This window comes from Thioalkalivibrio sp. ALE10, from assembly GCF_000381385.1.
Classification (GTDB): domain Bacteria; phylum Pseudomonadota; class Gammaproteobacteria; order Ectothiorhodospirales; family Ectothiorhodospiraceae; genus Thioalkalivibrio.
The window spans coordinates 203375-227283 of the sequence record NZ_KB906451.1 but is presented as its reverse complement, the minus strand read 5'-3'; the positions used below and the strand labels follow the sequence as shown (position 1 = coordinate 227283).

The window sequence follows — 23909 nt, the reverse complement described above, 5'->3', positions numbered from 1 at the left end:
GTCAGGGCGGGAACGCCATGGCCGTGTACAGCCCGAGTAACGACAGAGCGAACAGAAACGCCAGACGTCCCCAGCGGGTCATGCGTCGTTCGGCCCATTCCAGCTCATGCCGGGCGATCCTTTGCGCCCGGCGCAACCGGGCCCGCAGGCGCGGGTGCAGGCGAATCTCGCGCAGCGGACTGACCCGGGCATGCAGGCCCTGCGCTGCATGGATCAGCACATTCGCCAGGATCGCCACGTCCCCTTCCGGGACGTGACGGGCCATCCATTCGCGCAGAACCATGCCCCCCAGTGCGCCCAGGGCCAGCCCGGCCAGGACGGGCCAGAGCAGGGAAACAGTCGCGAGCTCGGGGAGCGGTACCTCGGGCGAGGCCAGGGCCGTCAATGCGGCCACTGCGGGCAGGATCAGGGACATTGCCGCAAGCAGCGCCCAGGGCAGCCAGCGCCCCGTTGGCAGCGGGCGTGTCGTCAGCGCCAGATCCTGGCGCAGGCGCCACAGGAAACGCAGCACCAGCAGGGTAGTCCCGATGGCCGCCAGGGTCAGCAGGGTGTAGACCAGCCCCGTGCCGTTTGCGGCCAGCGGCGCTTTCAGCAGGTCCTTGGCCAGTGCCCCGCTGGTGAACGGCAGCCCGGCCAGGGAGAAGCCCGGCAGGGCGATCAGGCCGAGCACCGCGTAGCGGTACCGCCTCGAGCGGGGGAGCTGTCCGGCGACATCCACCGCGAGGAACAGCGAACCCTTGGCCAGGCCGTGGTGCAGGGCGTACATCGCCACCGCGAACAGCAGCGGTTCGCGCATCGCCGGAAGTAGCAGCGCGAGGCCGACCCCGGTGGTCATCAGGCCCATCTGGCTGATGGAGGAGTAGGCCAGGATGGTCTTGGGCCGCGCCTGGAAGAGCCCCGCCAGTGCGCCCAGGAACGCCGCCGCCAGCCCCAGGGCGACCAGCACCTCGCCGAGCACGGCGTGGCCCGTGGCATCCAGCGGCAGCAGGCGCATCCAGCCCAGCAGCCCGGCCTTGATCATGGCTCCTGAAAGCACCGCGCTGGCGGGTATCGGTGCGGCCGGATGGGCCAGTGGCAGCCAGAAGTGCACCCCGAGCATGCCGGCCTTGATGCCCAGTCCCAGCACCAGCAGCACCATCGCCGCGCCCTCGGGCCGTGCCGCGGCGATGGCCGCCAGTGCGGTCTCGCCGCCCGCCTGGTGGATGGCGAGCATAAGACCAGCGAACAGTGCGACCTCGCCGAACACCGACAGCACCAGATACAGCCGTGCGGCCATCCACGCCTCGGTGCTGCGCTTGTGCACCACCAGACCCCAGGCCGACAGGCTCATCAGCGAGAAGAACAGGTAGAACGACGCGGCGTCCTGCGCGAGGATCAGGCCCAGGTTGCCCGCCATCGACAGCAGGAAGAACACGAAGATGCGCTGCCGCGCGGGATCCTCGCCGCGTTCGTGCAGCGCGTGCAGTCCGGCCGCCAGCCACAGCCCGGCAGTCAGCGCGAGGAAAACCCGGCCGATCGGGTCCAGCCCGAGCTCCACCCCGGTCAGCAGCCACGGTAGCGAGGCCTGCTTGCCCTCCGGGCCCAGCGCGGCCAGCAGCAGGGCGGGCAGCGCGGCCCAGGGCACCAGACGCAGTGGCGCGCGGCCCGGCCGCAGCGACAGCGCCGCGGCCAGCAGCAGCGGAAGCAGCGGCACCCCGAGCAGAATGAACGCGTTCATGGCGTCACCCCCGTGCCGTTGTCCATGTCACCGGCTGGCACCAGCACGTAGCCGCGTTCCACGATCAGCTCCACCCAGCCCAGCGGGCTCAGTTCCAGCCCGGCCAGCAGCCCCGGCAGCAGCGCCAGCACCGCCACGAACAGGGTCGGGAACAGCAGCATCCAGTGGGCCTCGAAGCGGGTCTTGTGCGCCGGCGGTCGGGTCACCTCCGGCTCGGCCATCCAGCCGGCGATGATGGGCGGCAGGAAGTAGGCCGCGTTGAGCAGGCTGCTCAGCGCCAGCACGCCCAGGATCCACGCCGCATCGCCCTCCAGCGCGCCCAGCCCCAGATACCACTTGGAGATAAACCCGGCCAGCGGCGGCAGCCCGATCATGCCCAGTCCGCCGACCGTAAACGCGACCATGGTCAGCGGCATGCGCCGGCCGACCCCGCGCATCTCGCGGATCTCGTGGATGCCCAGGGTCTCGGCGAAGTTGCCGGCACAGAAGAACAGCGTGATCTTGGTCAGGCCCTGATGCACCAGATGCACCAGTCCGCCGATCACGCCCAGCGGCCCGGCGAGCGCCACGCCCAGGGCGATGTAGGACACCTGGCTGACCGTGGAGAACGCCAGCCGCTGCTTGATGTCGTGGGCGCGCAGGGCCTGGATGGAACCGTAGAGGATGGTCAGCGCGGCCAGCACCAGCAGCACGTCGGTCAGGTGCAGGGTTGCGGCCAGTTCCAGGCCGAACACGTCGTTCAGGGTGCGCACGATGCCGAACGCCCCCGCCTTGACCACCGCCACCGCGTGCAGCAGCGCGCTGACCGGGGCCGGCGCCACCATCGCCCGCGGCAGCCAGGAATGCAGCGGGATCAGCGCCGCCTTCACCGCGAAGCCGGCGATCAGCGCCAGTCCGATGATCTGCAGGAGGCCATGCGTGTCCGGCGACAGATGCCGGAGGTAGCCCCCGGCCGCGAACGGCTGTGAACCGGCCAGCAGCCCCAGCGCGATCACCGCGACCAGCAGCACCAGCCCGCTGGTGACGGTGTAGGCGAGATACAGCCGTCCCGCGCGCAGCGCCTCCGGGGTTCCGCGGTGGACCACCAGCGGCCAGGTGGCCAGGGTCAGGATTTCGTAGAAGATCACGAAGGTGATCAGGTTGCCCGACAGAGCGATGCCGACCGTCGCGCTCACGCACAGCGAGAAGAAGCCGAAGAAGCGGCTGCGCCGCGGCGACCCCTCCAGATAGCCGATCGCATACAGGGTGGTCACGAACCACAGGATCGAGGACAGGGTCGCGAACAGCAGTGACAGGGCGTCGGCCGCGAGTACGAAATCCACGCCCGGCAGCAATGTCAGCCCGAACTCGAAGGTCTCGCCCTGCTGCACCCCGAGGAGCAGCACCCCAACCAGCACGAGCTTGATCCCGGCCGCGCTCAGGTTCAGCAGCGTACGCAGCCCGTGGCGCTCTTCCGGCAGGAAGAAGATCACCAGTCCCGGTACCAGCGAGCTGGCAAGGATCGCGAGCAGGAGCAGGCCGCCGTCGGCGTTCATGACACCCCCGCCGTGTGGCCGAGCAGATGCAACAGCGGTGCCCCGGCCAGGCCCATGGCCGCCGCGCCCACGGCCAGTGCCAGCGGCATCCATTCCATGCCGGCGGAGACCGGGACGCCCGGATCACGCTCACCGCGGGCGAAAGCCGGTGCCACCATGCGCAGTATGTACGCAGTGGCCAGCAGGGACCCCAGCGCGACCATCACCACCCACAGCGCGGTCCACATCTGCATGATGGCGGTGGTCTCCGCCGCGCCGTGCAGCCCTGCTTCCAGCAGCAGATACTTGGCCAGGAAGCCGCCGGTCAGCGGCAGCCCCATCAGCGAGATGCCGCCCAGGCCCAGGGCGAAGACCGTGCGTCCGCGCGCCCGCAGAACCGGTCCCAGGGCATTCATCCGGTCGTGTCCTGCAGCCTTCTGGAGCGTTCCGGCGCCCATCAGCACCGCGGCCTTGGCCAGACCATGGGCGAAGGCGAAGAACACCACCACGGGCCACGCCGCTGGCTGCAGGATCAGGATGGGGAAGGCCAGCGCGATGTAGCCCATTTGCGCCACCGTGGAGTAGGCCGCCACGATCTTGAGTCGGGGCGCGCGCAGTGCCTGCAGCGAGCCCCAGAGGAGGGCCGCGCTGCCCAGCAGTCCCAGCAGCACGGCCAGCGCCGGGGTGCCCAGCGGCGCGAAGATCAGCAGCCACAGGCGCAGGATCAGGTAGAACATCGCGGCCACCACCATGCCCGAGAGCATGCCGCTGACCGGCGCCGGCGCGCTGGCATGCGCGGTGGCCAGCCACACGTGCAGCGGGAAAACCGCGGCCTTCATCAGCAGCCCGCCCAGCATCAGCGCGGCGGCCATGCGTTCGGTGGGGCCGTCTCCGGCCAGCGCGCCCAGCAGGGTCAGGTCCAGCACGCCGAACTCCCCGTACAGCAGCGCGGCCCCCAGCAGGAACGACAGCGAGCCGAGCAGGTTGATCAGCAGGTAGCGCATCGCCCCGGTCACCGCGTCGGTATCGCCGGTAAAGGCCACCAGCGCCACCGCGGACAGGCTGGCGATCTCCAGGGTGATGTACAGGTTGAAGGCATCGCCCGATAGCACCAGCAGGTTGAGCCCGCCCCACAGCCACAGCCACAGCGGCCAGAACTGTCGCTGTTCGGCGCTCCCGCGGATATAGCCGCGGGCGTACAGGCTGCCCGCCAGCGCCACCAGCGCATTGAGCAGCAGCATCGCCAGTGTCAGGCCGTCGAGATGCAGGGTGACTCCCAGCGGTGCCTCCCAGCCACCCAGCCCCACCCGCACCGCGGGTGCGTCCATCCCCGGTGCGGCATCGAGGAACAGCCCGATGGTCGCCAGCAGCCCGAGGATCGACAGCGACAGGCCCAGCAGGCCGATGCGCCGGGCCTGCCACGGCCAGGCGGAAGCCAGCAGCGGCAGCCCCAGGGACACCGCGGCCAGGGCCCCGGTCGCGAACACCAGGGACTCGGGGATGGTGGCGCTCACGGGTCTTCGGGGCGGTCGCCGCGGTGGGTTCTCAGCGGCCCGGGCAGCAGCACTGCATGGCCGGTCAGGCGTGCCAGATGCACCGTCAGCGCGAGGGCGAACGCGGTCGCGCTCACCGCCACCACGATCCCGGTGAGCGTCAGCGCCTGGGCCACCGGATCCGGCGGGGCATCGCTACGCGCGGCGATGCCCAGGAACACCATGAACACCCCGGAGCCCATTATGTTCACTGCCAGGATGCGCAGGATCAGGTGACGCCGGCGGATCAGTCCGTGCAGGCCCAGCGCGAACAGCGCGGCGCCGCCGAAGGGATACAGGGTTCCGGGATCCAGGGATTCGATCATGCATCCTCCCGCGGGGAGCGTCCGCCGATGAACAGGGCGACCAGGGTCAGCGCGATGGACAGGGTCGCGCCGGTCTCGATGATCAGGATCAGGGGATAGGCCAGTTCGCGCGGCCAGCTCAGCAGCGCAGGGCCGGCGAACAGCCCCCAAAGCCCGATGGCGAGGAACAGCAGCGCCCCGGCCGTCACGCCGATACGCAGCAGCCGTGGGTCCGGGTCGGGCAGCGAGTGCGGACGCGCGAGGCTCATCAGTATCCCCGCCGCGCCCAGCACTGCGCCGGCCTGAAAGGCGCCGCCCGGGGCATGGCTCCCGGCCCACAGCAGATATACCCCCGTGACGATGGCCACCGGCAGCAGCAGGCGTACCGCCCCCGGCAGGACCGGGCCCGGCGCCGGGCGGGCGGGCAGCGCGTCATGGCGCCCCAGCGACCAGGCCCCCAGCCCGGCCAGCAGGACCATGGCCAGTTCCAGCAGGGTGTCCCAGGCGCGGAAATTCAGCAGCACCGCAGTGATGCCGTGGTCCACCCCGGAGACCTCCATGCGATCGGCCACCGTGGGTTGCAGGCCCGGGCCGTGTTCCTGCGTGGCCAGCGTTGCCATCAGCAGCAGGGCTAGTCCGCCACTCACCGCGACCGCGCTCCAGCGCCCGCGCGCCGGGGTCGGGGCACAGCTCAGCGCCACACTGCCGGCACCCGGGTCGCGGGCGTCGGGGGTCTCCGCATCCGCGTTGTCCGTGTCGGATGCCACCGGATCCGGGGGCGGGCTCGGGCCCGCGTCCCCGCGGTGCGGGTTCATGATGTGCTTCAGGCGTTCCAGCGTGACCAGCAGCAGCGCCCCGGTGATGCCGGCCCCGATGGCCGCTTCGGCCAGCGCGATGTCCGGGGCCTCGAGCCGGACCCAGGCGATGGCCAGCAGCAGGCCGAAGGTGATGAACAGAACCACCGCGCGGAACAGATCGGTGCTGGCCAGACAGCGCCAGGCCACCCCCAGCAGTCCGGCCAGCAGGACGACGTCGAAGGCCAGCAGCGCTGCGTTCATTCGCGCCGCTCGAACTCGCCGTGGGTCCAGGTCCGCTGGGCGACCATGTGCGCGGCCGTGGCCCCGGCTGCGAGCACCAGCACCCAGATCAGCGCCAGCTTGAGGATCATTGCCGGCCCGTCGGCCTGCAGCATCAGCCCCAGCACCACCAGGCCCAGGCCGAGGTTGTCGGCCTTGGTCAGCGCATGCAGGCGGGTATAGACATCGGGAAATCGCAGCAGCCCCAGGGTGCCGGCGCCGAAGAACACCAGCCCCGCGAGCACCAGCCCGGCGGTCAGCAGATCAGCGATCATGCGTCTTCTCCGTCGGGTTATACCCCGGGTTATGCCCCGGGTCGTGCGGGTCTTCTTCTACCGGGTTTTCGTGCATCGGCGTGCCCGCCGGCTCCGGCAGCCCGTGCTGGCGCACGAACGCGACGGCCGCCACCACCGCCAGCAGGGCGAACACCAGCGCCACGTCCACCAGCGCCGGCTGGTCCAGGGCAAAGCCGAGCAGTAGCAGGATGCCGACCCCCGAGGTGCCGAACAGCTGGGCAGTGAGCATCCGATCACCTGAGCCCGGGCCACGCAGCACGCGGATCAGCCCGAACAGGATGGTCAGCAGCAGGAACCCGGCGGCGGTGACCAGCAGCAGGTTCATCGGGCGCTCCCCGGAGGGTCAGGGTCGAGCCCGTAGAGCCGTGCGATGCGCCGCTCGAGTTCCATCAGCGTGGCTGCATTGTCGCTGCGGCCGTCCAGCACGTGCAGGGTCATGCGGCGGCCCTCCAGGCGGACCGCCAGGGTGCCCGGCAGCAGGCTGAGCATGGACATGAACAGGGTCAGCGGCGGTCCGTGCGGCAGGCGCACATAATATGGCTCGAACGCGGGGGCCAGCGGCAGGCGCGGATGCACGGCCCGCCAGGCCACATCGATCCCGCCGAGCACGGAAGTGCGCAGGAAGAACCCGAGCAGGCCGGGCAGGGCGGTCGGGTTCAGGCGCAGGGCGCGCCCCGCGGGCAGCGCGAGCACGGCCCCCCCGGTCAGCGCGATGGCGAGCCAGGCGAACGGGTGCGCCAGCGCTGCGCCCCCGGCCAGCACCGCCCACAGCGCGGCCGCGGCAAGCATCGCCAGCAGCGCACGCAGCCACCCGGGCCGGCGGGCGCGCCGTACGGGCGGGTTCGAACTGGACTGGCGCGTGTCGTTCACGCCGTCATTGTAACGGCGCAGGGCGGCACCGCCAGAAGGTCGTCTCAGAGCCGATTACTGGCCGCAGTGAAGCCCATCAGGGAGACGTCAAAGACCAGTACCTGTTCCGACTGCAGCGGACGGAAGCCCACGTTGAGCTCGCGGCCCCCGCGCAGTTCGGCCAGCATCTCGTCGGTCAGCTCGGTGGCCGCGACGCAGCCCTGCTGGATGCAGGTCACGAAGCCGGCATTGCGTTCTTCGCCCTCGTCGACCTGCATGACGATGCCCGGACGCAGATCCACGCCCAGCGGCAGCAGCAGTTCCATCACGTGTCGGTCGCCCTCGCGCCGCACCGTGGTCTGCAGATACGGCCCCTGCTGGCCCTGGTCCTCCACCTGCAGGGTCTGCTGCATCTGGCAGAACTCGCCGCCGTCATCCAGTTCCCAGCAAAGGCTTTCCCAGTCCTGGTGGGTGGTCACCTCCGGTTCCTGCTGTACCGGCTGCGGCGCCTGGCCCTGCGCCGGGGCCGGCTGCTGGGCCTGCTGCCCCGTGGCCATCGCCGGCGCCAGCGCAAGGGCGCACAGCAGCACCGCGGGGCGAACAAAGGAAAAGAACAACGAAGGATGCGAGGTCGATAACATGCAACGGCTCCTGATTGATTAAGAGGATTTTACGTCATCCAGTAAGGGGCGGCCCGGGCTCATTCCACGGCGAGGGTCATGGAGCCGGCCAGCACCAGGGCGACCAGTTCCGCCTGGCGGTGGGTGTCGGTCTTCTGGAACAGGTTGCGCAGGTGGAAGGTGACGGTGGTATTCGACACGTCCATGCGCCGGGCGATGTCGGCGGTGCGCCAGCCGTCCGCCAGGGCCAGGGCGATACGGGCCTCGGTGGGGGTCAGGTCGAACAGGCGGGCCAGGACGTCTTCCGGCAGGCGGGCGCGCCGCTCGGGGTCGGACAGGAGGATTACGGCCGCGGGTTCCTCCTCCCCGGCCTCCCGCCCGGCCGGATCGCTGCCCCCGGGCAGGGGATAGATCATCGCCAGGAGTTCGCGCCGGTGGCCATCGCGCGGCAGGCGCATGCATTCAATGGCGTCATCGGCGGCCGGTTCCTCGGCAAGGACCCGGCGCAGGGCCTCGCGCAGGCGCCGGTCATCCTCGGTGTGTACCGGCTCCGGCGGGCGTCCTTCCTGCAAGGTCAGTGCGTCGCCGGCCATGCGCCGCGCCGCGCGGTTGGCCAGCAGCACGCGGTTGCCGTGGTCGAGCAGGACGACCCCGGGAGCGACCGGATCCAGGGCGCGCGCCGCGAACTCCAGGCTGCGGCGTCCCTGATCCCGGCTCTGGCCGAGTCCACCGAGGGTACGGCGCAGTTCGGCGAACTCGTCCTCTTTCTTCTGGCGCATGCGCCGCACCTGGCGCAGGCGGGCCTCCACGGTCGCCAGCAGCAGGTCGAAGTCCACCGGCTTGACCAGATAGTCGTCGGCGCCCGCGCGCTTGCCATCGACCACCTCGCGCGGGTCGGACAGCGCGGTGAGGAACACGAACGGGGTGTCCGCCAGTTCCGGGCCGCGTTCGCGCACCGCGGCCAGCAGTTCGTAGCCGTTCATGCCCGGCATGTTGATGTCGCACAGGATCAGATCGGGGTGTACGGCGTCGATCTGATCCAGGGCCTCGTCGCCGTGCGCCGCCTCGATGGCGACATGACCCGCCTCGCTCAGTTCCTCGCAGATGTCCCGGCGCAGCAGGGCTTCATCCTCGGCGCAGAGGATGCGTGCGGCCGGGACGGCGGCATCATTCGGTGTACTGTGGTTCATCCGGATCCTGTCCTCGCGGGAGTTCCAGCGTGAATGTAGACCCTTCCCCTTCGCGGGAACGGACGGTCAGGTCGCCGCCCTGGGTGCGCGCGAGCTGGCGGGCGATGCCCAGGCCCAGACCGATGCCGGTATGGCGGGCGGCATTGCGGGCACGGAAGAAGCGGTCGAACAGCCGCGCCTGGTCTTCCTCGGGGATGCCGATCCCGTGGTCCGTGACGTGGCAGGTGATCTTCTCCGGTTCGGCGCGCAGCTCAACCTCGATGGACGCGGTCTCGGGCGAGTATTTTCCCGCATTCGACAGCAGGTTGGCGAGGATCTGCTCGACCAGCGCGCGGTCGCAGCGCGCCATGACCGGTCCATCCGGGGTAACGCTCAGATGTACCGGATTGTCCGGGGTGATCTGCCGCTGGGTTTCGATCGCCTGTTCCACCAGCGGGCGCAGGTCGCAGGGGCGGGTGGATGCCGATACGTGGCCGCCCTCCAGGCGTGCCGAGGTCAGCGCGTTCTCGATCAGCCGGGTCATGTGGGCGACGGTGTCGCGCAGCTGACGGTAGCGCCCCTCGCGGGTTTCGCGGTCCATGGACTCACCGCGCCGCAGCAGGCGCTGCAGCCCCGAGTCGATGATCGCCAGCGGGGTGCGGAACTGGTGCGAGGCCATCGCCGCAAAGCTGCGGTAGAACTCGCTGACGCCGCGTTCGCGCTCCAGCGAATGCTCGAGACTGCGCGCGGCGTCCTTGTAGCTGGTGATGTCGGCCAGACGCAGCACCTGGCCACCGTCATCGGTGCGGCGCAGGGTCATCTGGACCCAGCCGCGACCGGGGACTTCCAGGTCGTACTGCGCACCGTCGTCCGCGGTGATCTCCTCCGGGTCGCCGTGTTCGGTGTCCGGCCGGGTGACGGCGCGGATGCTCTCGAGCAGGGTGTCCAGCGTCTGCCCCTCGTCCAGGGCCCCGTCCGGCAGCGGCAGCAGGCCGGCGAACTGCGGGTTGACCAGGATCAGGCGGTCATCGGAATCGAACGCGGCAAAGCCGTCGGGTGCGGTGTCGATGGCGTCCACCACGCGCCGGCGTTCGGCTTCCAGGTCGCGGGTGCGGTTGCGGACCTCGATCTCCAGCCGGTCACGGTGTGCGGCCAGTGCCTCCTGTGCATGGCGCCGCTGCCGCAGGGCATTCATCAGGAGGGCGGTCAGCAGGATCCCGGTGACCAGGATGCCGATCATCATCACGATCGCCTGGATCAGGCTGGCGCGGTGTTGATCCAGGCGTTCCCCCGTGCTCTCCCATTCCTCGATCATCACCGCGTTGGCGATGCGGTTGAGTGCCGACATCAGGGGCTTGAGTTCGGCATGGATCGCGTGGGCCGCCTCGACGTTGTCGGGGGCGACGTCGTCGATCATCGGCTCGATGCGCTCCAGCCGCTCGAAGGTACCGTCCAGTGTCTCTTCCAGCCCGATGTCCTTGACGTAGCGCCGCTGTGGCCCGGCATCCAGCAGGACCAGGCGGCTGGTTAGGACGTCGTAACGCAGGCCGGGTCGGGCATCCGCGTCCCCCAGGGTCCGTCGGTGGACTTCCTCGTCCAGACGGTGACTGGCGACCTGCGCCTGGGCGGTGACCCACAGCATGTTCTCGTCCACATTGCTGCGCATGTCCTGCTCCACGTCGTGCAGGCGCATCAGCGACACCGTCAGGAAGATCGCGAAGGTAAGGACCGCGAGCACCGGCAGCACATACGTCGAGACACGGCGCAGGCTGGGGACGGCCGAGGGATCCGGGGCATGGCCACGCTCGGGTGCGGACTCGCGGGTCGGGCGCGCGATCATCGCACCTCCAGGTGCTCCAGCTGCCAGACCCAGCGGTAGTCGTAGCGGATGTCGTCCAGCTCCGCGTGATCGTCCCGCGGGTAGACGATCCACAGCGGACCCTTGTCGCGCGGGGTCAGGGCCTCGCCGTCCCGGGTATGGGCGACGATCACGTCATAATCGTGGAAGTCTTCCATGGGGATGTCGACGATGTAGTCGTTCAGGGCCGTGGCCACCACCTCGTCACCCTCCGCACCGAGAGCCTCCAGCAGGTCGCGCATCAAAAAGCCCTCGAAGTGGTTGACCCCGTCGGTGACCACCGTGGAGGTCTCCAGTTCACGCTCCGGGAGGCGGTCCAGCATTGCCCGGTCCAGCAGGGCCCGGTCTCCGTCGTTCGCATGCTCGATGGCCCCCTCGACCCGCAGAATCACCTCACCCTCGGGTTCGGCTCCCGGATCGAACCCCGGAGCGGAGTCCCCGCGATCCGCAGCAGTCGCACTGAAGGGCAGGGTCATCAGCATGGCCACTAGGGCGGCAAGAAGGCCGGGCGCATGCGCGCCGGGCGGATGAATTCGGACGACGGACATGACAAACCTCCGGACGGATGGTAACCACCAGTTCGAAGGCAGTGTCGCGCGAAATCCTGCCCCATGGAAGAAGGGGGAAATCGCGCGCTGGAAACAGTGTGCCGGAACGTGGCCCGGGACACCCCCTCCGGATGGAGGGGGTGCGGCCTGCGGGGACCTTACCAGTTGCGCCGGAAGGTCAGGCCGATGGCGTGGAGGTCGTCGGACGAGGCGATTTCGCCCTGGTAGCCGACGTTGAGGAAGGAATCCTCGTTGAGGCGGGCGTCCAGACCGGCGGCGACCCGCACGCGATCCCGGCTGAGGCGCGGGCCCTCGATGGTGAAGCGCGTGGACGTATCGGCCGCGAAGGCGGTGTCCATGCGGCTGGAGCGGTCGCCGTGCTCGTGCACCCAGGCGGCTTCGGCGTAGGGGGCGACCCAGCCGCCGGTGGTCTCGAACGCCTGATCGAAGCGCACGCCGGCCTGGCTTCGCAGCGAGTACTCGCTTTCGCGGTTCACATCCAGGTTGGCGGCCCCGGCTCCGGATTCCGAGAACCCGCTGCGGCGCAGGTGTTCGTAGTCCAGCCCGCCGAACGGGGTCAGTCGTGCCGTGTCCCCGACCTCGAAGGCGTACCCACCCTCGGCCCGCATGCCCACGCCGCGTGCGGAGTAATCGGCCTCGGCATTGCGCTCGACCGTGTCGACGAAGCGTTCGGTATCGATGCTGTGATAGGCCAAGCCGACGCTGCCGCGGGCGTAGAGTGCATCGCGCTGCCAACCGCCGTAAGCAGCCAGATGGTAGGAATCTACGTCGATGTCTCCGCTGGCGGAGTCGCCGCGGTTGCGGGTGTAACCCACGGCCGCGCCGAGATGGAACTCGTTCGAAACCGGGGCATCAAAGCCGATCGTCAGCCCGGTGAAGCGATAGTCGGCGCCGGTGGCGTTGGTGGTGTCGTCGATGTCACCACGACCGCCCTCGGCGTTGACCCACCAACCGCGGGAGGCGTCCGCGGCCTCGTCGAGCAGTCCGCGAGGTTGCCCGGCGGAGGCGAGCTGGAGACCGGCGAGCTGTTCCAGGCTGGCGGTTTCGCGCGGCGCCTGTGCGCCCCCGGGCCCGGGCATCCGGCCGGTGAGGCCGGCGCGGAAACGCTGGGCGCCGCGCAGCCCGATCTGCTGGGTATGGGTATGGTCCACACCCGAAAGATCGTCCAGCGCTGCCCGGGCGTTGTCCTCGTCCATCATCACGACCGCGCCGGTGATATCACTCAGGGCCTCACCGTCCACCTGCTCGTCCAGCGTGCTGGCCACCGCCCGCTGGTTGGAGGTTTGGGCGACATTGGCAAGGTCGGCGACCTGTGTGAGGGTCAGGAATACAGCGTCCTCGCCGTAATCCAGGGAGGTGGACAGGAAGGCGAAATCGTCGGTCACTTCGCCGAACTCGCCTTCCACCCCACCGTTTTCTGCGCTGAGGATGGTGTAAGTGGTTTCTGGCGCAAAGGTTGACCCGTCATCGGTGTCGTGTTCCGAGGTTACGTGGAGGGAGGCTTGCTCCTCAATGTCGATGTTGCCCCCAACCGAGACGTGATCGTTATTTACCCCGGCCTCGTCGCCACCGTCATTAACCTCGACGCGGTAGATAGAGCCATCTTCCAGAGTGAGATCGCTGAGATCGCCGTCATCTTCTATCGCAAGGCTGCCGATCGAGTTCCCCGGGGCGAGTGTTCCCTGCACGGAAACGTCCCCTCGTACCACGCCATCACCGGCAAGAACGCCTCCCGAACCCACTTCGACGCCACCACCGCTGCGCAACTCACCATTGACCACCACGGTGCCTGACGAACCATCATTTTCCGCGATGGAGGTGGTTCCACTCACATCGACTTTGCCGCCTTTGTCAATATGCAGCAGGCCAGAGCCTTGCCCGCCTCCAATTGCGCTCGACCGTCCCCCGCCTACGTTCAAGCGTCCGACGTCGTCGACGGTTGCACCGTCACCGATGAGCAACTCGCCAGTGCCGCGTTTGCCGACCGTAATACCACCAAAGCTATCCAGACTGGACTCGTTGCCTTCCAAGACCACGGAGGCCGATGAGGAGTGTTCTTCAGCTATGGTAAGTGTTCGGTTGCCGTTTATGCTGCCGTCAAAAACGCGCCCGCCGTCTTCGATCCTGAGCGTGGCTTGTCCCTCTTCCCCCACGACCGCGTCTCTAACAATCCTCCAGCGGCTGTTGTCACCGGTCACTATAACAGTGCCTTGGGAGCTTGAATCCCCTGCGCCGATACGAGCGCCAGTTTCTGCTGATGTTGTGCTATTGACGAATCCGCCATCCCGGATCTCGAGCTTCCCAATGCCTTCCTCATTAAGTCCAATAGTAATTCCCAGCGAATTTTGGAGCTCGGAGTCGTTCCCTTCTACTAGAATCCTGGCCGCTTCCTTGTCCGGGGTGTCCAGTCGGTTGCTGATGGTGGTGACGCCACTGCGGACTTCCCCGCCATCGAGTATCTCCAGGTCGGCTCGACCGCGCAGGTTCGCGCCGAAGGATGTTTCCAACCGGGAATCTTCACCGGAGACTACGACCCTGGCTGAGGATCCTTCCTCTTCCAGGTCCGTGAGGCCGAGTACCGATTCGATGTTCATTGTGGCACCGTCAAGGACGTGAAGCTCGCCATCACCGGCCACACCAATTTCGGCGCTGCCGCCAACGTCGACTTCGGAATCCTCACCCTCGATGCGAATCACACCCGATGCGCCTGGGTTACCGGCAACCTCCAGGTCGTTATCCATCGAAGCCTCGCCGCCGGAATCCACGATGAGGTCACCATCGCCGTTCCAGCCCACCGTGAGGTTGTTAGAGTCCCAACGACTCTCTGGGCCCGAAACGCGTACGGCGCCGTCTCCAAGGTCGTTGAAACCGATCCAGCCATCGGTACTGCTGACCGATCCGCCGTCCGTGATCTCCAGGTCGGCCTCCCCGGAGTTGCCGATACGCAGGCTGCCGCTGATCAGGCGGGAGTCATTGCCGTCAACGGTGATCGAGACTTTGGAGCCCTCTTGCACGGCGGCGAATGCAAGTCCGTCACTCTCTACCCGGGCGCCTTCCAGAATGTTGAGTTCCGCGTCCCCCCGGTTGCCAATGCGCAAGGTCTCGGACTCCCAGGAGGACTCGTCGCCGGTGACCGTGACGATTCCGGCACCGAACTGTTCACGACCGAGGTAGGAGTCGCCACTGGTCGCGAGTCCTCCATCTTGAATAGTCAGTTCACCGGAGCCTTCTCCCCCAACCTCGAGTTCGCCCTCAATGTCCAGAGTTGAGTCGGACCCCGCCACCGTGACTTCGCCATCCGATGCTGGCTCTCCCCCTGATTCACCCAGCTCGCCGATTACTCCGTCCCCGCCGACCATGACCGAGGCGCCGTCTTCGATCTGCATGAGGCCATCGCCATTGTCGCCACCAACGGTCATATCTCCGTCAACATCGATCTCAGAGTCTGATCCTGAGACTTCAACAAAACCATCTGCGCGTCCTGTCAGAAATCCGTCATTGCCACCAACGAGCAGGTTATTTGTCACAAAGGTTCCGCCGTCACTGACCGTCAGAGTTCCCTCACTTTGTTGACCGATGACCGCGTCGCCGGAGGTCACATTCAGGCTGCTGTCCTCACCGGTCACATTTACCGTTCCTTCCCCAGATTCCGTTGCAACACCTGCAACACGCAATCCGGTAGATCCACCGATCTCTGCTGTGCCTCCATCCTCAATGATGAGTTCGCCGGCATTGAAGGTCCCGACAGTCACTCCGAGAGCACCGGTATGGTTCCAGCTTGCATTCCCGCCAGAAACCTGGAGGCGCCCTCCGTTGGTGCCGTCGGCGATTCGCACTCGGCCGTTGGAGGTGAGGCTCCCATCCCCTTCAACCAATAATTCGCTGAAGAAGCTGTTGGAGTCGTTAATCGTCAGATTGCCGGTTACAGCTGATCCCTCGTCTACAACGGCGTTTGCAGCTCCAGAATTCTGACGGCGAATGACCACTTCCGTATTGGCTTCTGGAAGGCCTTCGTCCCAGTTGTCTGCGTCAAACCAGTCACTGTTTGGAAAACCCGTCCAGGTAGTCGAGTCATTGGCACCAACACCATGTGCGCCGACCAGCAGGATGGCTGGTGCGAGCATGCCGCCTGCTAGCCACCGTCGTGATAGCGGTCCCGCATTGCGTCGAACGTGACGAAGGGCCAGGTAAATGGGGTTACGGCGAAAGGCGGTCATACGGTTACTCCTCGAGAAAGCCAGGGCTTGGGTAATGGTTCCAGTGACCCCCTGGAGGGGATGCCGGGCTTGAAGATGCCATTGGCAATCGCAGGATGCCCCCTCCAAATAGACGGGGAAGCCAAAAAAGGATGGCCGGGTGGGGAGCTAGTGGTTCGCGGAAGTTGCGTAGCGCTCGCGGAAGGCGCAGCGGCCTTCGGGGAGCCAGGCGGGGATGTCGTAGTAGCGTTCGCGGACCGGGCGCAGGACGTCCTCGTGGTAGGCGGCGTAGTCGAAGCCGTGGCCTTCGGCGACCTGCCAGGGGATGCCGCTGGCCTCGCCGGTGCGGATCTCGACGCGGTCGAAGAACGGTGCCAGTTCTTCGCGGTCGATCTCGCCACGGCGCGGGATGAACACGAAGTTCTCGCCGTCGAGGGCACGGAAATCGGTGATCAGGTCGTCCTGGCGGCCGTAGTGCGAGCCTTCGCCGAAGACCCCGAAGTAATGCCCGGAGTAATGGCTCAGCAAGGCCGAGCGCGAGTAGCTGCGGGTGAAGAAATGCCAGTCTTCCTCGGACCGGTCCGCGTCGGCGTAGGGCTCGGTCAGCGCGGCGACCTCCTCGGGCGCGAGGTAGAACACCGCACTGGCGTGGTCGCCGTGGCCGCGCAGCCAGTCCACCGGCAGGGTGGCGATGGCCAGCAGCAACAGCGCGTGCAGCAGGGCCAGCAGGCCGGAGAGCCAGACCGAGATCCGCAGGGCGCGGGTGGTGAGGAACAGCGCGGGCACCAGCAGCAGCGGGGCGAACACTGCCAGCCAGTGCAGCCCGATCCCGGCGAACGGCGAGAGCAGGGCGAACAGGCCCAGCGGGATCAGCCCGGCGGAGACGAACACCCCCAGGCGGTGTTCGCGCACCCCCTGCACCACGGCCCGGCGCTGGCGTGCGAGGAACCACAGCAGCCAGGGCGTGAACAGGTACACCAGCAGGGCGGCATAGGTCAGGGTGCCGCCGGGGTCGAAGCCGTCCCCGCCGTGGCGGTTCACCACGTTGAACATCACGTTGTACCAGCAGTTGTCCCAGTTCCAGTACAGGTTGAGGGCCACCGCCGGCAGCACGCCGAGGATGATCAGCAGCAGGCCGCGCCAGTGCTCGCGGGCGAACAGCACGATGTGCAGGCCGATGGCCACGCCCAGCAGCACGGCGAAGTATTTCGACAGGAACGCCAGCCCCAGCGCGACCCCGCCGAGGAAGAAGGCCAGCGCCGCCACGCCCGGGCGCGGTTCCCGCAGCGCGTACCACACCAGGCCGGTGGCCAGCAGGCCGAACAGGATCAGCGGGGTGTCGGTGGCCACCAGCACGGCGATGAACAGCAGCGGCATGAACAGTGCCAGCAGCGAGACCAGGCGCGCCCGCACCGGGTCGTGCCGGTGCCACAGGGCGAGGATCAGCAGCGCCGGGGCCACGGACACCAGGATGCCGGGGATGCGGATCACCAGCGGGTGTTCGGACACTGCGGTGACCGCGCTCAGCCACCAGCCGATCATCGGCGGGTGGTCGTAGTAGCCGAGATCCGGGTGGGCGGCCCAGATCAGGAAATAGGCCTCGTCGCCGGTGATCGGCAGCAGCGTGGCGATCAGCGCCTTCAGCGCGATCACCGCGAGCAGTACCGCCGGGTAGTGGCGGGCGGGCCAGGGGGCGTCGGCGGGCAGGCTCACAGCCGCAGATGCCGGAACAGCGGGTCGGGGATGGCGCGGATGATGGTCATGATCACCCGCCAGAACCACGGCAGATAGGCCACCGCGCGGCCCCGGCGCAGCGCGCGCAGGATGCCGCGGGCCACGGTGTCGGGCGAGACCCACAGCGGTCCCGAGCGGTCGAAGCCCTCGGTCATCGGGGTGGTCACGAAGCCCGGCTTGAGGGTGACCACATCGACGCCGGCCGGCGCGAGGCGGTGGCGCAGGCCCTGAAGAAAGGTGGCCAGCATGCCCTTGGCGGTGCCGTAGACGTAGTTGCTCTGGCGGCCGCGGTCGCCGGCGACCGAGCCGATGGCGCCGATCACGCCATGGCCCTGCGCCTCGAAGTCGGGGGCGATGCGGGTGAGCAGGGCGACGGCGCTGGTGCCGTTGATCCGCAGTGCCTCCTGGGTGGCCTCCACCGAGTCGTGGCAGGTGGCGGGATCGGGCAGGCTGCCCCAGGCCAGCAGTGCGGCATCCACCGTGCCCAGGTGCTCGCGGGCGGCGGTCCAGGCGTTATCGTGGGTGGCCGGGTCGGCGGGATCGGCGGCCAGGCCGCGGATGCGCTCGCCCGCCGGGTCGTCGCCGCGCACCCGCAGGTCGGCCAGCAGGCTTTCCAGCCGTTCGGCATTGCGCGCCACGCAGAACAGGTGCGCGCCATCGGCGGCCAGGCGACGGGCGACGGCGGTGGCGATGGCGGAGGTCGCGCCGAAGATCACGACGTGGTTGAGCGGATTCATGCGGTCACCCGGCGCCAGAAGCTGGAGGAGAATTGAGGGTCGGTCAACTTAGCGAACTCGATCCATTCGGGAAACCCGGCGCGGAACATCGCGCCGGACATGCGCGCGTCCTTGGCCGGGTAGAGCGCCCCGTGCGCCTCGCGCACCACACGGTCGAGGCGCTCGAACAGCGCATGGGTCGCCGCCCCGCGATCGGGGAAATCCAGCGCCAGGGTGGTGCCCGGGCGCGGGAACGACAGCATCCCGGCCGGCGGCTGGCGGCCGAAGGTCTTGAGCACGGCGAGGAACGAGCCCTGGCCGCTGCGTGCGATCTGGCGCAGCAGCTCGGCGACGGCGTCGCGCGCGGTGCGTTCGGGGAGCACGCACTGGTACTGGTAGAAGCCCCGGCGGCCGTAGATGCGGTTCCAGTCGCGGATCCCGTCCAGCGGGAACAGCCAGCCGCGATGATGCGCCGTATGCGGGCTGCGGCGCAGCGGCTGGCGGAAATACAGCTCGTTGAACGCGCGCAGGCCGGGGCCGTTGACCAGCGAGAACGGCGGGTCCACCGGCACCCGCCGCCGGGGTTCGCGGAAGCGGGCGCGCGGGGGCGGGGCGATCGCGTGGCGCCCGGCGGAATAGATCCCGCGTCCGGCGGGCTGGCGGTTCCCGTCCGCCAGGCAGTCGATCCAGGCGACGGTGTAGGGCCATTCGCGGCGCGCGCGGGCATCCAGGGCCCAGAAATCGTCCAGACTGTGGAAGCGTGCCGACCACACCGACATCCAGGCCGAGGACACCGGCACGAGCTGCAGGGTCACGGTCTCGATCAACCCGGTCAGACCCAGCCCGCCGATGGTGGCGGCGAACCAGCGCGGATTGTGCTCGGGGCTGACCTCGACGCGGCCGGCATCGCTGCGGTGCAGGGTCAGGCGCTTTACGTGCGCACCGAAGCTGCCGGCGACGTGATGGTTCTTGCCGTGCACGTCGTTGGCCACCGCGCCGCCCAGGGTCACGAAGCGGGTCCCCGGGACCACCGGCGGGAACCAGCCGCGCGGCACGCTCAGTTCCAGCAGTTCGTCCAGGGTGACCCCGGCCTCGGCGGTGATTACTCCAGTGTCGGTGTCGAACTCGACGAAGCGGTCCAGCCCGCGGGTGTGCAGCAGATGGCCGCCGGCGTTGAGGCAGCAGTCGCCGTAGGAACGTCCCATGCCGTGGGCCAGCAGCGGCCCGTCCGGCAGCCGGTCCGGGCGGAACGCCGGCGCGCTGTGCGCGGCGTGTTCCACCCGCGGGATGCGGTTCCAGCCGCTGGTCGTCATCCCGGACCCCCGGTGCCCTTTCCGTCCTGGTCATTGCGAGGCCCCGCAGGGGCCGTGGCAATCGCCGAGGGCCGCCCGGGGTTCGGAGCGTGCGGCTGGGTCGCGAGATTGCTTCGCTGCGCTCGCAATGACGGGGTGACAGGTGACGTGTTGTTGTGCGGGTCGGGCATGGAACGCCTACGCATGGTGCTCGTCCGGGAGTTCGCGGCCACGGGCTTCGGGATTGGTGCTCAGCGCGATCAGGCCCAGCAGCACCGCGAACCACAGGGTGGTCAGGCGGATCAGCGTGGTCGCGGCCACCGCATCCGCCGCCGGCATGTCGTGCAGCAGGAGCAGGCCGATCATCACCGCCTCGGTGCCGCCCAGCCCGCCGGGCAGGAAGCTCAGGGCGCCGGCCAGCATGGCGAGGGCGAACACGAAGGCGGCAAACGCGAATCCGGCCTCGAAGCCCATCGCGTTGAGGATCCACCAGAATGCCAGCGCCTCGGCGCTCCAGGCCACCACGCTCAGGACGGTGGCGCCGGCGAGCAGGTTTGGGGTGTGGCAGCGCCGCGCCTGCAGCAGGATGGTGGCGGCGTGATGCAGGCCGCGCCACAGCCGCCGGCCGGGGCGGTCCGCATGGCGTTGCAGGGCCTCCAGCGGTCGCCGTTGCGACAGCACCAGCAGGCCCGCGGCGACGGCCGCCACGCCGGCCAGGATCAGCGAGGTCCCTTGAGTCACCAGCGTGAGCCCCAGCAGCGACAGCAGCACGACCGCCACCAGATCCGACAGCCGTTCGCTGACGAACGCAGCGAAGCTGTCCGGATAGGGGACACCCCGGCGCTTGAGCAGTACGCCGCGCAGGGCCTCGCCGGCCTTGCCCGGGGTGGTGGTCAGGGCAAAGCCGGCCAGGTAGATATGCAGGCTGGCGGGTGCGGCGACACGATGGGCCAGCGCCCGCAGATACAGCTGCCAGCGGGCGAACCGCAGGCTGTAGTTGACCAGCGACAGCGACAGGGCCAGCAGCAGGCCGAACGGGCCGACCTGCACCAGCGCGTGCCAGACCTCTTCCGCACCGGCCCAGATGGCGATGCCCAGATACGCCGCGGCGGCAACGATCACCGACAGGATCAGCCCGCGGAGGCGCCAGCCGGTCAGGACCGGGTTCCCGCTCACGACAGCACCGCGAGGGTCACACCCAGCCAGGCCACCACCGTCACCAGCAGATGGGCATCGGTGAACAGGTCGCGCGAGGTGTCGCCGCCGCGCCCGCGAAAATGCAGCAGGTACAGGTAGCGGAAGATCCCGTAGATCACGAACGGCAGGGTGTAGATCAGCTCATCGGTGCCGTGCAGGGCGATGACCTCCGGGCTGACGGTGTAGAGCCCGTAGGCGATCACCGTGCAGGCCGCGCTGATCGCGATGAACTGGTCCAGCAGCGCGGTGGAATAGTCGTCCAGCACGCGCCGGGTGTCGCCCCGAGTGTCGCCCCGGCTGTCGTCCCGGGATTCGGGGGCGGGGTCCGCGGGCGCCGGGCCGGCGGTCACGGCGGTTTCCGCCAGTTCCGAGCGGCGCTTGGCGAAGCCCAGGAACAGGGTCAGCATCAGGCCGCACAGCAGCAGCCACTGCGAAGGTTCGATGCCCAGCCCCAGGGTTCCGGCCAGGATGCGCAGCATGAAGCCGCCGGCGATGCTGAACACATCCAGGATCACGACATGCTTGAGCGCCAGCGAATAGGCGATGTTCAGCACCAGATAGCCCGCCAGCAGCCCGGTGACCCAGGCGCTGACCAGCAGGCCCAGAGCCAGCGCCAGCACCACCAGCACGCTCAGGATGATCCGCGCGGCCGGGATGCCGATGGCCCCGCTGGCCAGCGGGCGGCGGCATTTGGTCGGGTGCCGGCGGTCGGCTTCGACGTCGAGGATGTCGTTGAGCACGTACACCGCGCTCGCCATCGCACAGAAGGCGAGGAACGCGAGCGTGGCCGCCAGCAGGGTCTCGCCTTCCCAGGCATGCGCGAACACCGGCCCGAGGAACACGAACCCGTTCTTGATGTACTGGTGCGGGCGCAGCAGTTTGAAAATCGGCTGGAGCATCGGTGCGTGCGGAAAGGCCGGCGGAACGGGCTGGCAGTGTAGGCAAATGCGCCGGCCGGTGCACCCGCGAAGATGGGCACGTGCCCGGTTTCGCAGTGTGCGCGGGTGCGATCGGTTACCATCCGGGACGTTTCTTCGATCAATCCGCTGTCACCGGGAGTCTGTCATGCAAGCACTGTCCGTCCTGAAGAAAACCGTCGTCCTGTCCGCCGGCCTGGGCCTGCTGCTGGCCGCCGCGCCGGCGGCCGCCGACCTGTCCGAGGGCGACGCCTTCCCCGACGTCACCCTCAACGACCAGCACGGGGAGCCGCTGGAGCTGCCCGGCGATGCGCGCGTGGTGCTGATGACCGTGGAGATGGCCCCGGCCGACATCACCAATGATGTCCTCGGGGACATGGGGCCCGAGGCGATCGAGGAGGCCGGCATCCGCTACGTGGCCGATACCCACGGCATGCCGCCGTTCGTGCTCGAGAACGTGGTCATGCCGCGTATGCAGGAGCGTCCCTATCGCACCGGTGTGACCGAGGGACCCGATGACATGGGCTTCATGCCGCATCAGCGCGATCACGTGAGCGTGGTGTTCCTGGATGGCGAGGGAACGGTGACCGGCACCGGCGCGGCCGCCAGCGAGGCCGCCCTGCGGCAGATGCTGGAGGGCGCCGGCGACTGACATGGCCTTCCTGCTGGGCCTGCTGACCGCGCTGGGGTACGGCGCGGGGGATTTTCTCGGCGGCCTGGCCTCGCGGCGGGTTTCGGCGCTGGTGGTGGCCTGCTATTCGCAGCTGCTGGTCACCGCGCCGTTGCTGGTGCTGGCATTGCTGGTGGCGGGGTTGCCCGGGGAAGCGGCCCTGTTGTGGGGCGGCGGCTCCGGCGTGGCGATGGCGCTGGGCCTGCTGGCCTATTACCGCGGACTGGCCGAAGGCTACATGGGGCTGGTCGCGGCGGTGACCGGGGTACTCTCGGCGCTGGTGCCGCTGGCGGCGGGGCTGGCTCTTGGCGAACGCCCGGGATGGTTGTCGCTGGCCGGGATCGTGGCCATCGTGGTGGCGATCGCGCTGGTGTCGGGCGGGGCCCGGGAGGCCAGTCCGCGTGACCCGGACGCGCCGGTGCGGGGGGCGGATGGCCACGGTCACCGCGGGCCGCATCCGCTGCTGGGGGTGTTCGACGGCGTGCTTGCCGGGGTCGCCTTCGGCCTGGTGTTCGTGTTCCTTGACGAGGCCAGCGAAGGGTCGGCCCTGTGGCCGGTGGTCATGGCCGGCGGCGTGGGCGGGCTGGTGCTGCTGGGCGTGATGCTGCTGCATCGCCCCGAGCGACACATGGCCCGCAGCACGCTGGTGCTGGTCGCGCTGGCGGGCCTGCTGCAGGGGCTCGCTACCCTGGCCTTCGTGGTGGCCGTGCGCATCGGGCTGTTGTCGGTGATCGCGGTGGCCGGGGCCCTGTCGCCGGCGCCCACCGCACTGCTGGCGCGGTTCTTTCAGGCCGAGCGCATGAGCCGCCTGCAGCTGGCCGGGTTCGGCTTTGCGCTGGTCGGGATCGTGCTGATCGTGCTGGGCGGGGCCGGGTGAGCCGGGAGGACCATGACCCGTAGGAGCGCGCTCGCGCGCGAATGCAGCAATCGTAGAAGGAGAGAGGCATGGAAACGGAACTGGCGAATGAACCCCGCACCGACCGCACGTTCGTGACGATCATCTACGTGCTGTATTTCGTCGGCTTCTTCATCGCCATCACGGCCCTGGTCGGGGTGATCATGGCGCACGTGAAGCGCAGCGATGCGGATGCGATCAGCGAGACCCACCTGCAGTATCAGATCCGGACTTTCTGGATCGGTCTGCTGATGGCCGTGCTGGCGACCCTGACCGCGGCGATCGGGATCGGCCTGATCATCGGGCTGCTGTTCCTGGTGTGGGTGCTGGTGCGGTGCATCAAGGGCGTGATCCGCAACAGCGACGACCGGGCCATCGAGGACCCGGCCACCTGGCTCTGGTAAGCCCCGTAGTGCGGGGCTCCGGGCGGGGTCTCAGCGCTCCAGGTACTGCAGCTTGCCCTCGACGCCGTCCCACTCTTCCGCGTCTTCCGGCGGGTCCTTGCGCGCGGTGATCACCGGCCAGGTGCGCGCCAGTTCGGCATTGAGCTCGATCATGTGCACCTGATCCTCGGGCACGTCATCCTCGGGGACGATCGCCTCGGCCGGGCACTCCGGCTCGCACAGGGTGCAGTCGATGCATTCGTCGGGGTCGATGGTGAGGAAGTTGGGCCCCTCGTGGAAGCAGTCCACCGGGCAGACTTCGACGCAATCGGTGTACTTGCACCGGATGCAGTTCTCCAGAACGATGAAAGCCATTGCGCTTCTCCATTGGTCGTGTTGCGACG

At 68.6% G+C, this 23909-nt stretch carries 22 protein-coding genes; 3 read left to right on the top strand and 19 right to left on the bottom strand.

Going from position 1 to position 23909, the window contains the following annotated elements; all coding sequences use genetic code 11:
* Window position 1: 1 nt before the first annotated feature.
* The 18 genes from F788_RS0105470 to F788_RS0105375 all read right to left on the bottom strand — a co-directional run bounded on the left by F788_RS0105470 (window position 2) and on the right by F788_RS0105375 (window position 21539).
* The gene (locus F788_RS0105470) at window positions 2-1717 is read right to left on the bottom strand and encodes a complex I subunit 5 family protein (RefSeq protein ID WP_019589522.1); all 1716 of its coding nucleotides are present in this window, start codon (window positions 1715-1717) and stop codon (window positions 2-4) included.
* Window positions 1714-3252 carry a complex I subunit 5 family protein gene (locus F788_RS0105465; protein ID WP_019589521.1) on the bottom strand — a complete coding sequence of 513 codons (1539 nt, stop codon included), beginning with the start codon at window positions 3250-3252 and terminating at the stop codon, window positions 1714-1716. The genes F788_RS0105470 and F788_RS0105465 overlap by 4 nt, the downstream gene beginning before the upstream one ends.
* A complete protein-coding gene (locus tag F788_RS0105460) occupies window positions 3249-4745 on the bottom strand; it encodes a complex I subunit 5 family protein (protein WP_019589520.1) in 1497 nt (498 codons plus the stop codon). The genes F788_RS0105465 and F788_RS0105460 overlap by 4 nt, the downstream gene beginning before the upstream one ends.
* The gene (locus tag F788_RS0105455) at window positions 4742-5089 is read right to left on the bottom strand and encodes an NADH-quinone oxidoreductase subunit K (protein ID WP_019589519.1); all 348 of its coding nucleotides are present in this window, start codon (window positions 5087-5089) and stop codon (window positions 4742-4744) included. Before F788_RS0105455 ends, F788_RS0105460 begins: the two co-directional genes overlap by 4 nt.
* A complete protein-coding gene (locus tag F788_RS0105450) occupies window positions 5086-6126 on the bottom strand; it encodes a hydrogenase subunit MbhD domain-containing protein (RefSeq protein WP_019589518.1) in 1041 nt (346 codons plus the stop codon). The genes F788_RS0105455 and F788_RS0105450 overlap by 4 nt, the downstream gene beginning before the upstream one ends.
* The gene (locus tag F788_RS0105445) at window positions 6123-6419 is read right to left on the bottom strand and encodes a monovalent cation/H(+) antiporter subunit G (protein WP_019589517.1); all 297 of its coding nucleotides are present in this window, start codon (window positions 6417-6419) and stop codon (window positions 6123-6125) included. Before F788_RS0105445 ends, F788_RS0105450 begins: the two co-directional genes overlap by 4 nt.
* Window positions 6409-6765: a monovalent cation/H+ antiporter complex subunit F gene (locus tag F788_RS0105440; RefSeq protein ID WP_019589516.1), complete on the bottom strand. Its 357-nt coding sequence runs from the start codon at window positions 6763-6765 to the stop codon at window positions 6409-6411. Before F788_RS0105440 ends, F788_RS0105445 begins: the two co-directional genes overlap by 11 nt.
* On the bottom strand, window positions 6762-7310 hold the full coding sequence (locus tag F788_RS0105435) for a Na+/H+ antiporter subunit E (protein ID WP_019589515.1): 549 nt from the start codon (window positions 7308-7310) through the stop codon (window positions 6762-6764). Before F788_RS0105435 ends, F788_RS0105440 begins: the two co-directional genes overlap by 4 nt.
* Window positions 7311-7354: 44 nt before the next feature.
* On the bottom strand, window positions 7355-7930 hold the full coding sequence (locus tag F788_RS0105430) for an invasion associated locus B family protein (RefSeq protein ID WP_231364971.1): 576 nt from the start codon (window positions 7928-7930) through the stop codon (window positions 7355-7357).
* A gap of 59 nt (window positions 7931-7989) precedes the next feature.
* Window positions 7990-9099, bottom strand: coding sequence for a response regulator (locus F788_RS0105425; protein WP_019589514.1), 1110 nt, complete (start codon window positions 9097-9099; stop codon window positions 7990-7992).
* Window positions 9077-10918 (bottom strand): PAS domain-containing sensor histidine kinase, encoded by a 1842-nt coding sequence (locus F788_RS0105420; protein WP_019589513.1) that lies wholly within the window; start codon window positions 10916-10918, stop codon window positions 9077-9079. The genes F788_RS0105425 and F788_RS0105420 overlap by 23 nt, the downstream gene beginning before the upstream one ends.
* Complete coding sequence (locus tag F788_RS0105415; RefSeq protein WP_026332715.1) at window positions 10915-11484, bottom strand: molybdopterin-dependent oxidoreductase; 570 nt, start codon at window positions 11482-11484, stop codon at window positions 10915-10917. Before F788_RS0105415 ends, F788_RS0105420 begins: the two co-directional genes overlap by 4 nt.
* Window positions 11485-11642: 158 nt before the next feature.
* Complete coding sequence (locus tag F788_RS13620; protein WP_196800560.1) at window positions 11643-15629, bottom strand: autotransporter domain-containing protein; 3987 nt, start codon at window positions 15627-15629, stop codon at window positions 11643-11645.
* A 240-nt stretch (window positions 15630-15869) separates the two neighbouring features.
* Window positions 15870-17414: a glycosyltransferase family 39 protein gene (locus tag F788_RS0105395; RefSeq protein ID WP_019589510.1), complete on the bottom strand. Its 1545-nt coding sequence runs from the start codon at window positions 17412-17414 to the stop codon at window positions 15870-15872.
* On the bottom strand, window positions 17411-18172 hold the full coding sequence (locus F788_RS0105390; RefSeq protein WP_019589509.1) for an SDR family oxidoreductase: 762 nt from the start codon (window positions 18170-18172) through the stop codon (window positions 17411-17413). Before F788_RS0105390 ends, F788_RS0105395 begins: the two co-directional genes overlap by 4 nt.
* Entirely contained in the window at window positions 18169-19464 is a 1296-nt protein-coding gene (locus tag F788_RS0105385; protein WP_019589508.1) for an FAD-binding oxidoreductase, read from the bottom strand. The genes F788_RS0105390 and F788_RS0105385 overlap by 4 nt, the downstream gene beginning before the upstream one ends.
* A gap of 177 nt (window positions 19465-19641) precedes the next feature.
* The gene (locus F788_RS0105380) at window positions 19642-20619 is read right to left on the bottom strand and encodes a lysylphosphatidylglycerol synthase transmembrane domain-containing protein (protein ID WP_019589507.1); all 978 of its coding nucleotides are present in this window, start codon (window positions 20617-20619) and stop codon (window positions 19642-19644) included.
* Complete coding sequence (locus F788_RS0105375) at window positions 20616-21539, bottom strand: UbiA prenyltransferase family protein (protein ID WP_019589506.1); 924 nt, start codon at window positions 21537-21539, stop codon at window positions 20616-20618. The genes F788_RS0105380 and F788_RS0105375 overlap by 4 nt, the downstream gene beginning before the upstream one ends.
* A gap of 166 nt (window positions 21540-21705) precedes the next feature.
* On the opposite strand from F788_RS0105375, the gene F788_RS0105370 reads away from it, so the two are divergent.
* From F788_RS0105370 to F788_RS0105360, 3 genes are all read left to right on the top strand, one after another.
* Window positions 21706-22209, top strand: coding sequence for a hypothetical protein (locus F788_RS0105370; RefSeq protein WP_018870472.1), 504 nt, complete (start codon window positions 21706-21708; stop codon window positions 22207-22209).
* Window position 22210: 1 nt separating this feature from the next.
* Window positions 22211-23104 (top strand): DMT family transporter, encoded by an 894-nt coding sequence (locus F788_RS0105365; protein ID WP_019589505.1) that lies wholly within the window; start codon window positions 22211-22213, stop codon window positions 23102-23104.
* A gap of 68 nt (window positions 23105-23172) precedes the next feature.
* Window positions 23173-23526: a DUF4870 domain-containing protein gene (locus F788_RS0105360; RefSeq protein ID WP_019569908.1), complete on the top strand. Its 354-nt coding sequence runs from the start codon at window positions 23173-23175 to the stop codon at window positions 23524-23526.
* A 30-nt stretch (window positions 23527-23556) separates the two neighbouring features.
* On the opposite strand, the gene fdxA is transcribed toward F788_RS0105360, so the two are convergent.
* Window positions 23557-23880 (bottom strand): ferredoxin FdxA, encoded by a 324-nt coding sequence (gene fdxA, locus F788_RS0105355; protein ID WP_018870469.1) that lies wholly within the window; start codon window positions 23878-23880, stop codon window positions 23557-23559.
* Window positions 23881-23909: the final 29 nt, after the last annotated feature.

Coding starts and splice junctions, on each gene's coding strand:
- F788_RS0105470 (WP_019589522.1), bottom strand. CDS start 1,717: ATGAACGCGTTCATTCTGCTCGGGGTGCCGCTGCTTCCGCTGCTGCTG.
- F788_RS0105465 (WP_019589521.1), bottom strand. CDS start 3,252: ATGAACGCCGACGGCGGCCTGCTCCTGCTCGCGATCCTTGCCAGCTCG.
- F788_RS0105455 (WP_019589519.1), bottom strand. CDS start 5,089: ATGATCGAATCCCTGGATCCCGGAACCCTGTATCCCTTCGGCGGCGCC.
- F788_RS0105450 (WP_019589518.1), bottom strand. CDS start 6,126: ATGAACGCAGCGCTGCTGGCCTTCGACGTCGTCCTGCTGGCCGGACTG.
- F788_RS0105445 (WP_019589517.1), bottom strand. CDS start 6,419: ATGATCGCTGATCTGCTGACCGCCGGGCTGGTGCTCGCGGGGCTGGTG.
- F788_RS0105440 (WP_019589516.1), bottom strand. CDS start 6,765: ATGAACCTGCTGCTGGTCACCGCCGCCGGGTTCCTGCTGCTGACCATC.
- F788_RS0105430 (WP_231364971.1), bottom strand. CDS start 7,930: ATGTTATCGACCTCGCATCCTTCGTTGTTCTTTTCCTTTGTTCGCCCC.
- F788_RS0105425 (WP_019589514.1), bottom strand. CDS start 9,099: ATGAACCACAGTACACCGAATGATGCCGCCGTCCCGGCCGCACGCATC.
- F788_RS0105420 (WP_019589513.1), bottom strand. CDS start 10,918: ATGATCGCGCGCCCGACCCGCGAGTCCGCACCCGAGCGTGGCCATGCC.
- F788_RS0105415 (WP_026332715.1), bottom strand. CDS start 11,484: ATGTCCGTCGTCCGAATTCATCCGCCCGGCGCGCATGCGCCCGGCCTT.
- F788_RS13620 (WP_196800560.1), bottom strand. CDS start 15,629: ATGCTCGCACCAGCCATCCTGCTGGTCGGCGCACATGGTGTTGGTGCC.
- F788_RS0105390 (WP_019589509.1), bottom strand. CDS start 18,172: ATGAATCCGCTCAACCACGTCGTGATCTTCGGCGCGACCTCCGCCATC.
- F788_RS0105385 (WP_019589508.1), bottom strand. CDS start 19,464: ATGACGACCAGCGGCTGGAACCGCATCCCGCGGGTGGAACACGCCGCG.
- F788_RS0105375 (WP_019589506.1), bottom strand. CDS start 21,539: ATGCTCCAGCCGATTTTCAAACTGCTGCGCCCGCACCAGTACATCAAG.
- F788_RS0105370 (WP_018870472.1), top strand. CDS start 21,706: ATGCAAGCACTGTCCGTCCTGAAGAAAACCGTCGTCCTGTCCGCCGGC.
- F788_RS0105365 (WP_019589505.1), top strand. CDS start 22,211: ATGGCCTTCCTGCTGGGCCTGCTGACCGCGCTGGGGTACGGCGCGGGG.
- F788_RS0105360 (WP_019569908.1), top strand. CDS start 23,173: ATGGAAACGGAACTGGCGAATGAACCCCGCACCGACCGCACGTTCGTG.
- fdxA (WP_018870469.1), bottom strand. CDS start 23,880: ATGGCTTTCATCGTTCTGGAGAACTGCATCCGGTGCAAGTACACCGAT.